Origin of the sequence: Leptospira ognonensis (assembly GCF_004770745.1) — a bacterium.
Lineage (GTDB): Bacteria > Spirochaetota > Leptospiria > Leptospirales > Leptospiraceae > Leptospira_A > Leptospira_A ognonensis.
Genome location: NZ_RQGD01000047.1, coordinates 49,867 through 62,926, shown reverse-complemented (window position 1 = coordinate 62,926; position 13,060 = coordinate 49,867). Strand labels below are relative to the sequence as shown.

Below are 13,060 nucleotides of genomic sequence, written 5' to 3'. Positions count from 1 at the left end.
TTTGCCATTTCGGAAATCTTTGGTATAATCCCTCAAATTTATTTTAAAACGATCGTTATATAATAAACCCGAATCTTTTTTTGTAAAACATTTTTTTTTCTACAATTTACATTTTTTTTAAAGGAAGAGATCAAATCTGAGAAAAGGGCCTTCTTTCGACGAAAAGAAATTAGCTTTACATAATATTTAAATTTTTTAAATGTTATGAAAATATAGCAATGGTTACTCAAAAAGAAATACAAAGTGTTCACTTATCAGAAATCATTGATTCAGCTATGGATGCGATCATAAGCTTAGATTCTGAATTTCGCGTCATCATTTTCAATCATGCAGCGGAACAAATGTTTGGTTATCATGCTTCGGAAATGTTGGGGAAATCGTTAAAAAAAATTCTACCGACGGATGTACAAAATAAACACGATGAGATCCTAAGGAGATTCATTCTAACTGCCTCACCAAATTATCGAGGTAAAACACATGGGAAAATTCGCGGAGTTCGGTCGAATGGTGAAGAGTTTCCCATCGAAGCGGCCATCTCAAAGTCACAAATTGACAACGAGATCATACTAACCGCGATTTTACGCGATGTCACCGAGGAAAGGAAAAACAATCTCAAAATGGAAGGTCTTCTCAAGGAAAATGATTACATTCTGAAAGAGATTCACCATCGAGTTAAAAACAATATGTTTACCATCTTCTCTTTATTGCAAATGCAATCTAGCGAAGCTTCCTCGATTGAAGCAAAGGACAGTCTGATTGATGCAGCCGGTAGAGTGCGAAGTATGATGACATTATACGATAAACTTTACAGAAATGAAGAGATGCTTCAATCACTAAACTTAAAGGAATATTTACCTACCCTCACTGCTGATATTGTTGGGATTTTTCCATCAACAAGCCCCATACAAATTGAGACTGACATTTATGATGTATCGCTTTCAATTAAGCAATTGACCCCACTCGGAATTATTTTAAATGAATTTATCACGAATTCCATGAAACATGCCTTCACAGGGCGGGAAAATCGAAAGATCAAGATCCAAGCATTCTTTGAGAACGAAACAGTAACGATCGTATACGAGGATAATGGCGTAGGTTTCCATGAAGATAACATTGCATCTAACAGTCGGGGATTTGGTCTCCAGATGGTCAATTTGCTCGTCTCTCAGCTAAACGGAACTATAAAGTCCGAAAAAACGGAGGGAACAAAATTCATCATTGAGTTTAAGATTTAAAAATTGTGAATTGCACTCGAGATCTTTGCTTCTCAGAATAGAAAGAAACAAACTTTTTGAGGTAAATATGAAATCGATACTCGTTCTCTTCTCCGCATTTTTTTTAATCACCCAGTGCCATGGCACTAGACCAAAGATACTCGGAGTCAGTTCTGAAAGACTTACCGCCTGCCCAAAAACTCCGAACTGTATCAATTCCTTTAGCGCCGAAGAGGACACCATACACTTTAAATCTCCTATGAAATACAATAAACCGCTTGGCGAGGCAAAAGCGATTTTAAAATCAAGAATCGAAGCCTATCCACGAACAGAGGTGATCTCGGAGAATTCGAATTACATATACGCCGAATTTACCTCTCTGATCATGCGTTATGTTGATGATGTCGAATTTTATTTTGACGAAAAGACTAAGCTCTTACATTTTAGGTCGGCATCAAGACTAGGAACAGGTGATCTGGGTGTAAATCGGAAACGTATCGAGACCCTACTGAAAGATCTCGATATCTAATAGATTTACCTTAGATTATTTTTTACCGTGAATTTCTTGAAGTGAATTTACGGTAAACCCTTTGTCTTTCATTTCAACAAGTCCATCAATCAAGGCTTTTGCCGCCTGCGATGTCGTGAGACAAGGCACCTTATATTTTATTGCCGCCTGACGAATGGTAAATGCATTCTCTCTGGTCACTCTTGATAAGGGTGTATTAATGATCAGGTGAATTTTCTTTTCTCGAATATAATCGATGACATTTGGAAAATACCCATCGTAAATCTTATTGATCTTACTCGAAAGGATGCCATTATCTGAGAGAAATTTATGCGTCCCCTCTGTCGCAATGAGAATATAACCAAGATTAGATAGAGATCGTATCGATTCTAATAATTCTTTTTTGGTTTTGTCGTTGATTGTAACAAATACCGTTCCGTGTTTTGGAGGTTCTTCGCCAGCCATTATCTGGGCCTTTACGAATGCTTCACCCTTAGAATGAGCCACTCCCATCACCTCTCCTGTTGAACGCATCTCGGGACCTAAAATTGTGTCCACACCAGGGAATTTGTTAAATGGGAGAACTGCTTCCTTAACCGTTACCATCGGCGCATGAAATTTTTTACCAAGATTCAGACTAACAAGGCTTTCACCCAGCATAATCCTCACGGCCATTTTTACGACGGGGATACCAATCGACTTTGCGACAAAGGGAACCGTTCGTGAGGCACGTGGATTGACCTCTAATACATAAAGTGTCTCGTCTTTGATTGCATATTGCACATTGATAAGTCCTTTCACTTTAAGTTCAATGGCAAGTTTATGAGTGGCTTCTTCGATTTCTTGGAGCATTCTTTCGGTAATTGATTGTGGGGGAAGCACACAAGCAGAATCACCAGAGTGTACACCTGCTTCCTCGATATGCTCCATAATTCCTGCAATAAATACGTCCTTTCCGTCACAGAGTGCATCTACATCTACTTCTGTTGCGTCTTGCAAGAATGAGTCTATCAGAAGAGGTCTGTCTTCGGAGACTTCTTCTGCTTCTAACATATATTTATCTAATTCAGATTCCTCATTTACGATGAGCATAGCACGACCGCCCAATACATAGGATGGTCGAACAAGAACAGGATAACCTATCTTAGATGCAATCTCACGAGCTTTTTCTTTCGAGGATGCCATACCATTATCAGGTGAGAGTAATTTTAATTTATCCAAAACTTCGGCAAAACGTTTTCGATCCTCAGCCCGATCAATAGAATCTGGACTTGTTCCAAGAATCGGAACTCCCCTTTTTTCCAGGGCTCGCGCCAGTTTCAATGGGGTCTGACCACCTAATTGGACAATCACGCCATTTGGCTTTTCCTTTAAATAGATGTTCATTACATCTTCTAACGAGAGTGGTTCAAAATAAAGACGATCCGAAGTATCATAATCAGTAGATACGGTTTCCGGATTTGAATTTACCATGATAGATTCTACACCGGCTTCCTGGAGGGCGAAGGATGCATGACAACAACAGTAGTCAAATTCGATCCCTTGACCGATTCGGTTGGGTCCACCACCAAGTATCATCACTTTCTTTTTATTTGTGACTGCAGATTCATCTTCCTCATCATAGGCAGAGTACATATAAGGCGTAAATGCTTCAAATTCTCCTGCGCAGGTATCAATTCGTTTATAAACGGGAATGATCTTTTCCGAAAGCATTAATTTTTCTATCAATTCTTCTTCGGTTCTAAGTATGGCTTCTACTTTTGCTTTAGTGATATCAATGGCAGCTCCGCTTCGGATCTGCGCCAGAACTTCTTTTTCCTTTGTTAGAAAGGCAAGTTGTCGATTTGAAAAACCTGCCTTCTTCATTTTAGGAATAAAACTTTTTCCTTCTTTTTGGAATTGTTTCTCGAGCAAATAGAGATCTTCAAATTGGTATAAAAACCAAGGGTCTATTTTACATTCTTCATGAATTTGTTCTACAGAAAATCCGAAATTAAAACCTAGTTTCACATAGAATATGCGTTTGTCGGTCGGTCTTTTGATTTTTGCTTTTAGCCAGTTACTCTTTTCATTTTCTGGAATCGATTCCCATTCGAGAAGTTCTTTTAAATAACCATCACTACCGAAACCGAACCTGTCGATTTCCAAGGAACGAAGTGCCTTTTGAAAACTTTCCTTGAAGTTACGACCGATGGCCATGGCTTCGCCTACAGCTTTCATTTGCACACCGAGGGTCGGATCGCTACCAGGAAATTTCTCAAAAGCAAATCTTGGAATTTTTGTCACAACATAGTCAATAGATGGCTCAAAACTAGCAGGCGTTACTCTGGTGATATCATTTTTAATCTCATCTAGAGTATATCCTATCGATAGTAAAGCTGCAATTTTTGCGATTGGGAATCCCGTCGCCTTCGATGCAAGTGCTGATGACCTTGATACTCTCGGATTCATTTCAATGACAATGACATCTCCGTTTTCTGGATTTACCGCAAACTGTATATTCGATCCACCTGTCTCTACTCCGATCTCTCGAATGATGTCGATTGACATATCACGTAGTCTCTGGTATTCCTTATCGCTCAATGTTTGTTGTGGGGCGACGGTAATGGAATCTCCCGTGTGGACGCCCATCGGATCAATGTTTTCTATAGAACAAATAATCACAACGTTGTCAGCTAAATCTCTCATCACCTCTAACTCGAATTCTTTCCATCCTAGAACGGACTCCTCGACTAGGATTTGAGAAATTGGTGAGGCATTGAGACCAGCCGCCGCAATCGATTCAAATTCTTCTTCCGTATAACAAGTTCCACCACCTGTCCCGCCCAAAGTAAACGCAGGCCGGATGATGATAGGGAATCCTATTTCCCGAGAGGCAATTCTTGCCGCTTCCATATCAGAAACCATTACCGATTTCGCAACACGGATATTGAGTTTGTCCATGGCTTGTTTGAATAATTCCCTATCTTCTGCCTTTCGGATGGCTTCAACCTTTGCACCAATGAGTTCTACATTATACTTTTCTAATATTCCTTCTTTATGTAATGCCAATGCCAAGTTCAGCGCGGTTTGTCCACCGACTGTGGGAAGTATTGCATCGGGCTTTTCTTTTTTAATGATTTTTTCGAGAACAGTAACAGTGAGAGGTTCGATATAGGTGGCATCGGCTAGGTCAGGATCCGTCATGATCGTAGCTGGATTAGAATTAACGAGAATCACCCGTATGCCCTTTTCCCGAAGTGCTTTTGTGGCTTGCGTACCTGAATAATCAAATTCACAGGCTTGGCCAATGACAATAGGACCGGATCCGATGATTAAAATAGATTTTAAATCTTCTCGTTTTGGCATAATTTTTTACCCTTTTCCTATATTACTACAGCCCTATAAGTCAGAATTCCTCAATGTCCCAGGAAGTAAATAATCTCCTGCCTGCGTGGCCTCTTCCCAACGCTTTACTAGCGAAAATAACCTGTCTCGGAGCTCATACCCAACCTGCCCAGAAGGATAAATATTTGTGGTATTTAGAGGATCTTTTTCCCTGTCATACAATTCAAAAATTACCCCCTTTCTTGTCGGGATATAAATGAGCTTATACCTATGATTTTGCAGTGACCGGTGTTTGGCGAAGGCAATCGTTTCGCGAAATGTTCGGTCGGTAATCATGATTTGAAAATCTTCATCTGCGACAACTTGGTGTAACTCTAGAATATTGGGATAAGGGATGCGTTGTTTTTGGAAAAAGTGATCCCCGCGATCGGAAAACCAAATCCCTGTTTCAGAGTAAACAGTATCGTTTAAGTTTAGAGCCTGCCCAAGTTTTGGTAAGAGAGAGCTACCTGGCCGTTCGATCAGGTCCTCTACTTTCATGAAGTCGACAATCGTTGGAAATAGGTCAACGGATGATGTGATGCCTTGGTACTCTTTAGTCGAAATCTCATTAAATTTCGAATCCTTAGGAAACTTTATTAAGAGTGGAACTTTTGTTACTGCTTCACCACGTAGATGTTCTCCGTGACCCTGACCATGAACATCTTCATAGAGAGACTCTCCATGGTCCGATGTCAGAATGATGATGGCTTTATCATAGAGCCCACTCGCCTTTAGGGATTCAATGAGTTGTCCAAATTCTACATCAAAAGCAAAAACTGAGGAATCAAATAGATTTCTAATTTGATTAATTTCTTCATTGGACGGTTTTTCAGAGACAGAGGGGTCTACAAATTTTAAGTATTTATATTTTCCATAATACTTTGGATCTGTAAATTTCAGATAATAAGGATAAGCAGGCGCATAGGGAAAATGCACTACACTAGAAAAATAAGTTACAAAAAAAGGCTCACTTCCCGACTTCCTCAAGATTCTTTTAAAGCGATCGACAAGCCTACTACCGTCCCCCCAAGTAGACAACCCATCCATTTCACTGATGAAAAAGCCTCCACCAAAAAAGGTTCCAGTAAGCACAGGCAGTAGAAACAATTGAGATTCTGCCGTGCGCTGAACTGTCATAATTCGCGCATTAAAGTTAGGCGCATATGTTTCATCAAATCCAAAATCTGCTCTTGGGAAAATATCTGCGGCAAAACTGCCCACCGCATAAGATTTATATCCCACTTCTTTTAAAAGTTTTGGTATTGTTTTAAAGGCTCCCTTTCCAATGCGAACTTGTTCATCCTTCGAAGGGAACATATCTCGAATCTTATGATTCATCGCATATTGACCCGTTAGTAAATCTGCCCAACTCGGAAACGTTCGCGGAATCGTTGTATGATGGTCGTGAAAAATAAAACTTTCCTTTGAAAAAGCATCTATATTCGGAGTGATTTCCGGGTTACCATTAATAAATCCCAATTTATCGTATCTCAAGGAATCAGCTGAGATAAGGAAGATTGGCGGCTTGTCTTTTTGTGAAACCGTGAAACTTCCATAGAATGTTTCGATCAAATACGGGAACGGAATGAGGAACAAGAGAAGAGAAATGAATATAATGTATGTTTTGCGATGTATGCGATCTCTACTTGCTTGAAAGAAAGGAAAAATGAGAAGATAAATGAGAGAAAGATAAAGCAATCCTGATTGAAAAAGTAAAAAAGAAATCAGCGAATGTGAAAGTAAAAACAATGAATGTTTATTTTTATAATGTATCACAAATTTCAGGATGATTCCAATCTGAGCCAAAAACAAAAAGAGCAAAATGCCAGCAAAGAAGGAGGGGGTAAAATGATCCGTTAGAAAAAAAAGAAAATTGACTGCCCAGGTTTGGCGGTAGAAAAAAAACTCTCCATAAATTTGTGGATACAAAATGACTGAATGACACAACCCCACAAAATCTACGAGAAAAAGATAAGCGATCAGATACTGAGTTTTGACTTTACCTTTTAGCAAAGTGATGGCAAATAAAAAACCAACAAAGGAATGAAAAACAAGCGATGAAGAAAATACTAAGAAAGTAGATTTTAAATAAACGCCAAAAAAGGCGCCTAAGTATTGTTTTAGGTAGTCACCAATATCTACCCCCATAAAACTAAATGATGTATTAAAGATTAAGAAGAATACGTAAAAAAAAACCGTGTAACCGAATATCGGAACAAAGACCTTTCGAAAATTGATAGGGGCTGGAAGTCCTTCCACGAGTGTCATGATTCCACCCCCCTCTGTTTCGACAACTTTTCCTAGTTTTCGGCTCCTGAAATTTGATAAGTTTCTACTGGAACTTCTCCAAAAACCTCAGGAGAATACATCGCCTCTATGCGTGCCTGTGGCATCGGAAAGGCTCCTGATTGGTTTAATTGGATTGTATACTCAATCACATGGGTTCCTTGAGGAAGGTATTCAAAATAAGCACGGTAATGACTGAAGGATCGCTCCTCAAAACTCGGATCATATGACTGTTCCTGTTTGATTGCACCATTTAAAATTTTAGACTCTTTTGCAAGGCCCCGGCCCAAATGAACGGAACCCGATGGAATGGGATCTTCTAGCACGACCCAAGTCTTATCAGAATCTGCAATGATTTCTACTCGAATTTTAATCACATCTCCTTTTGAATATACTCCCTTCTCTTTTTGCACAATCGGAAGGATTGTTCTCTTCAAACGATAACCAGCGTTTAATGCCTCTTTCAATGGTATCCGACTCTTTGCCTCCCAAGCTAACCAAGGTTTCCCCTTCCCTTCATATGAAATCGAAACATTTTTTCCCAATTTATTTGCCATCACGATCGCAGAATTTGTTTCAGAAAGATTTGGATCTAAAGAAATGGTTTTCCCCGCATCTTTCACGTTCACAAGACCGCCTTGCACCTTTTCTGCTTCTAGAACCTTGGCCGCACGGTCCATAGCAAGTATTCCATAAGCATTTCCGAGAGTGGTATCCCACTTGCCTTTGATCTGTTTTTTTAAAAGTCCTTTTACAATGCGAGGTAGATCTTTTTTATAGCTAGGATCTTGTAACGTCCAAAGCGCCAATTTACCCATACTGTAATCCTTAGATCCAAGAATCCACCAGGGAGATCCAAAATTTTTATCGGCAATGACAAGCTCAGTTCCTTGCAGATTCAGTCTGGAACGCAGATTAGACGCCACTCTTGCTTGTATTTTTATATCGGGATTTCTAGTTCTCGAAAATATTTCCAAGAGGTCTATAAGAGAGGAACTAGGAAGCAGTTCCAGATTTTTCGTGAGTGGAACGACCGTATCCCATTCCAAAGTTTCGTAACGAGAGAGCGCTTCCATAACAATGATTCTACGCAGTATCATATCTGCCCCAAAGGACCATCTTTCTCCCGGAATCGATCCGGCTAGGTATCCTCGCAAGGCTTCGGTCATTTTTGTGATATGATCTCCTTTTAAATTATACCCGGCAAGTTTACTTGACGTTAGCACATAGGCGGTTAAAATCTCGCTGCCATACTCCATTTTCGGAAAGTATTTTACAAGTCCGTAAGAATCCAAATAACCACCTAACTCTTCATCTATGGCTCTCCACTTATTTACGTTCCGAAGGCCAATCGCAGTTGAAACTTTTTGTTCCATGCAGGAATAAGGATATGTCTGGAAAAAAGATTCTACTGATATTAAATTGGAAATGATACTCGGTGTGACAGTTACCTTAAATTTACTCTCGTCGGTTACAGCATCCGAAGGGGTTTGGATCCTTTCTTCGAATTTTCCCTCGATTTGCGTCAGACCCGCCATATATACGGATTCCTTAGTTACCTCCGCTATCTGTTGTTCTGCCTGAAGCTGGTCGAGGATGAGTCCTGATTCATCTTTGACCTCTAAAACAAAACTTCGCTGTTTCACATCAGAAGGAACTTTTAAAATCCAAGCAGCTGTCAGAGTCGAAGATGGTAAAAGTTCTAATTCTTTTTCTCCGATTAGAAATAGTGGTGTTTTGATTTTTGAATTTGATCTAGCAGTTTCGGAGGACTTTAAGTTAAGCTTCACCTTTCGTTTTTCTGTGGAAGCGTTCCTTAAAGTAAACTCATGAGGGAATTCGTCTCCCTCTCTCGCCACCAAAGGTATTCCATTAAAAGTTTGGATGTCTTGTGAAGTTTGGATGCTCGTGCTTCCTGTTCCAAACTCACCTATCCCCGAATTTGCTACCGCAACGATCTTAAAAGATGTCAAGGAATCGTTTAGGGGAAACGAAAAGCTGGCTTTTCCATCTTTATCGAGTGTTAGCTTACCCTTCCAATAAACTAAAGTATTAAAGAGCGATCTTGTAGGACTTTTACCGCCCCCTCCGCCACTTGGTTTTGCCTTCAGGCCAAAATGTCGCCGCCCGATCACTTGAGATTGACTCGTCGAGGTCGTAACATCTAAACCGCGCATTCCCATCATCGCATCGAGGAGCTTCCAAGTTGGATTGGGAGCTAACTCAAGTAGAGCCTCGTCTACCACCGCTACAAGAATCTCACCACCCGCCTTTGGAGTTATGCCTTGGTAGTCTTTCACTGTGACTTCTGTCATCACTGTCTCTCGAATTTTATACTTATTTTGTTTTGTTTTTACGGAAACTTTGAGTTCGAATGGCTTCCAGCCGACCCGGATGGGCGCGATGCCTAACCTAAATGTTGGCCTGCCCAAATCGATGAGAGCCGTAGCTTTCGGTTCCGAAACTCTTCCGCGAATGAGGAGTGCCGATATATATACGTTAGGTGAATATTCTTTTTTGATTGGAATGCTCACACTCGGTTCTTTGCCATTCACATTGAAGACAAAGGAATCGATGATTCCTTCCCTCTCTACAGTAATGAGAGCTGTTGCTTCTCGAAAGGGTGATCTCAACTGTAATTTTAAATTGTCTCCAATTTCTACATATTTCTTCTCAGGGATTACATCCATTCGATTGTGGTCAGTTGCTTCAAACCAGGTATCTTCTGAGGATGCAACATAAGCATTGTAAGTGGTATTTGTAAGATTTCCAGATTCATCTTCTGTTTCTGCACTAAAAATCACTTCCCCAGTGCCCGGAGATTTATTTTCACAAAAGAGTAAACCTTTATCGTTCGTTTTTCCCTGACAATATACTCCAAGTTCCTTTACTTCTTTATAATGTTCATAAGCATAATAACCTCCCACCAATCTCTTTCGATTGGAATAGTAAATCTGTGAGTAAGCCTTTACCGTAATCTTTTGATTTTTTTTGGGAACATTGTTTAGATCTAGAGCTAGAATTTGCATCTCCACTTTATCTTTTGCGAACATCCATCCTTTTGGTTGGATTCCTAAATGAAGAGAGGAAACATATAAAGGAAAACTTCTATATGTTGTTTGAATCTCTCCGCTTGGATCGACATACTCCATTTCTACTTCCAGGGCAGAATCTTGTTTTAGCTCTTCGATTCCTTTAAAAGTAAAGGACTGGAATCCTTTTTCATCCAAGGTTAACTTTTCTGCCTTATAACCTTTATTTTGATTTGTGGTTTCCTCTTCTGTCTCATCCGAATAGCCACTTACCTGGATTTTACCGACCTCAATTTTCTCAGGATTAAACTGAAATGCTGCATCGTCTTCACTTGGAGAGTAGGACCGAGGGATCACCTGACCTCGTAGTAAAACAGGAAAAGCAGCGGCCCCTCCTCCCGATAGGTATTGCAAATTCATATCCACCATAACTTTCTTAGGAGATACGAGATATACTTGATTGTCAGTCAATTGGATACCGCCTCGAAGGACGGGAAGACGAAATTCTTCGACTCGAAAACTTGCTACGTTTATTCCATAACTATCGTCTTCTTCCGAGGTCGGATAATAGATCCGATAGGTCCCAAGACGGGCATTTTTTGGAATCACAAATTCCGATTCAGAACTACCTGGAAAGGACCAGATCATGGGAAAAACAAATTTTTCTCCAGAACCTGTATGTTCAATTACATATTTTTTCGGATAACTTTTTGGATCGGCGGCGACTAACCCTTGTATGGAATGTCCTCTTCTGAAATGTTTTATATGTAAAGTCTCACCTGCGCGAAATAAGGTTCGATCTAAAACTACATTTGGAATTTCCGATGCGTCACTATAAGAATAAGAAGGCAAATTGTACCGCCACGATTCAATTCCTTGGTCCCAAGTGGTTGAAGTAAAGGATACATCCTCACCTTTCTGTGCAAAAACAGTCAGTCCACTTCCCATTTCATAATAACCACAATAAGGAATTTCGGTGGTTGAAAGTTTCCCTAGCTTGAGAGTGCCCTCTTTTCCGGTAACACCCGTTGCACGAACCAATCCTTTGCAATCAACAATTTTTACAACGACACCTGCTTCTGGTAAGGCCTTATCCAAGGAAGTTACCCAAACAAGACTGCTATCGCCCCCCCATTTGAAATGAACAGAAAGATTCGTAACGAGTGCACTTGAGACAATGTACATCTTTCCTTTTTTTTCGAGGAGACTGGCGCCAAGTATATCGCTCGCAAGTTCAACCACATAAAACCCAGGCTTCTCCAAAGGAATCCCTACCACTTCCATTGGTTTTTTCCCGGATGGCTTTGGGAGTGTGGACGAGATTGATGCATTTCCCCCGGTGATTTTATTGTTAAAAATACTCTTTTCTCTTTCGTGTTTTGATACCGCTGCAAACCATTTTTGAATTTCCATCGGGTCGAGCGTACGCTTAGAACTTGCAGCAACCGTTAGTTCCTGCTTTATCATCGGAATTTGTGCTTCTAAATTTCTGAGAGTGACAGGCAAAGCCGGGTTTGCGTTTGCTTCCAGGATTCCGAATTTACCAGGGAATTTTGCGAGAGGTGGAAAGTCTGCAGTTTTCACCGTGAGTGGAAAATTATCGATGTTAATAAGGCTACGACCCATATCATCTTTTATCGCGCTTGGAATCGAAATTTTAAATTCCATATTCTCGGGGAAAGGACCCGCAAAACTTAAATAATGCGAACCTTCTTCTCCTGGTGCATCTGTCTGTAGGTTGGATGGGAATTCTTTACCTTCCTTGGAAACCAAAGTGATTTTCTTTAAATCGGAATTTGCAACAGAAGATGTAAAATAAAGTCTAAGCGGAAGGATGGGTATACAATCTGCCTTAGCATTCACCCGATCACAAGAAAAGCTAACCGAGAAAGGAGACCTAACTGTATAATTGTGAATTTCATCTTCGCTGACTTCGCCACCTAATTCTGCTTTAATTCCTTTTCCCCAGACAAGTTGAATATTTTTATCAGGCAAAAAAGATTGTTTCGCTTTTATTAGTAAAATGTTATTCGTATCCTTTCGTCCCTGGCTTTTTAAAATGTTTTTCCTTTCGCTACCTTCGACGATCTCGATAGGTATCCGATTTGATAACTCTGTTATAGAAAAATAAGCGAATTTTTTCACCGAACCTAGATCAGGTTTCGAATCTAAATTTAGTATGAAAATTTGATCTTCATCGATCGAATTACCAGAATAAGGTGAGGTATAAGTGATAGATGGTCCACCCGTATTAAAACTATAGGAACGATCACCCGTAAGGGGAACGCCTTTTAAAGACCGGATCTCTCCATTTACCACAAATTTACAGATAACTCCCCCCGGAAGTTCCGATTCAAATTCATAAACCCAGGTTGCGGAATCGATGAAACGAGCCTTTCCTGAAAACGGACAATCAATTTGGAATAGGTCTACCTTCGGTCTTGGATCACCCAAAGCTACGACTGCCTCTGAAAATCGAACTTGAACTTGTTTTACCTGCTTTGTTTGGTCCGTTGGAGAAAATAGCTCAATATAGAAACCATTGCCCTGAGAAAAGAAGCTGGTATTAAATATAAATAGAATCAGGAAAACGAAAACGGATTTTAAAGGGTTAAATTTCAACATATCTCGCAAAGCTTGCCGAATAGCAG

The 13,060-nt window shown here is 40.1% G+C and carries 5 protein-coding genes; 2 read left to right on the top strand and 3 right to left on the bottom strand.

Annotated features, from left to right (window positions below):
* Positions 1–218: 218 nt before the first annotated feature.
* Together EHQ58_RS18415 and EHQ58_RS18410 are read left to right on the top strand one after the other, a co-directional pair.
* Positions 219–1,235 carry a sensor histidine kinase gene (locus tag EHQ58_RS18415; RefSeq protein ID WP_135625536.1) on the top strand — a complete coding sequence of 339 codons (1,017 nt, stop codon included), beginning with the start codon at positions 219–221 and terminating at the stop codon, positions 1,233–1,235.
* 67 nt (positions 1,236–1,302) lie between these two features.
* Positions 1,303–1,743: a DUF1499 domain-containing protein gene (locus EHQ58_RS18410; protein ID WP_135625535.1), complete on the top strand. Its 441-nt coding sequence runs from the start codon at positions 1,303–1,305 to the stop codon at positions 1,741–1,743.
* A gap of 15 nt (positions 1,744–1,758) precedes the next feature.
* On the opposite strand, the gene carB is transcribed toward EHQ58_RS18410, so the two are convergent.
* From carB to EHQ58_RS18395, 3 genes are read right to left on the bottom strand one after another with little or no spacing between them, the layout of a single operon-like run.
* Positions 1,759–5,070 (bottom strand): carbamoyl-phosphate synthase large subunit, encoded by a 3,312-nt coding sequence (carB, locus tag EHQ58_RS18405; protein WP_135625534.1) that lies wholly within the window; start codon positions 5,068–5,070, stop codon positions 1,759–1,761.
* A gap of 33 nt (positions 5,071–5,103) precedes the next feature.
* The gene (locus tag EHQ58_RS18400) at positions 5,104–7,359 is read right to left on the bottom strand and encodes a sulfatase family protein (RefSeq protein WP_135625533.1); all 2,256 of its coding nucleotides are present in this window, start codon (positions 7,357–7,359) and stop codon (positions 5,104–5,106) included.
* A 32-nt stretch (positions 7,360–7,391) separates the two neighbouring features.
* Entirely contained in the window at positions 7,392–13,034 is a 5,643-nt protein-coding gene (locus tag EHQ58_RS18395; RefSeq protein ID WP_135625532.1) for an alpha-2-macroglobulin family protein, read from the bottom strand.
* Between the last annotated feature and the right edge of the window lie 26 nt (positions 13,035–13,060).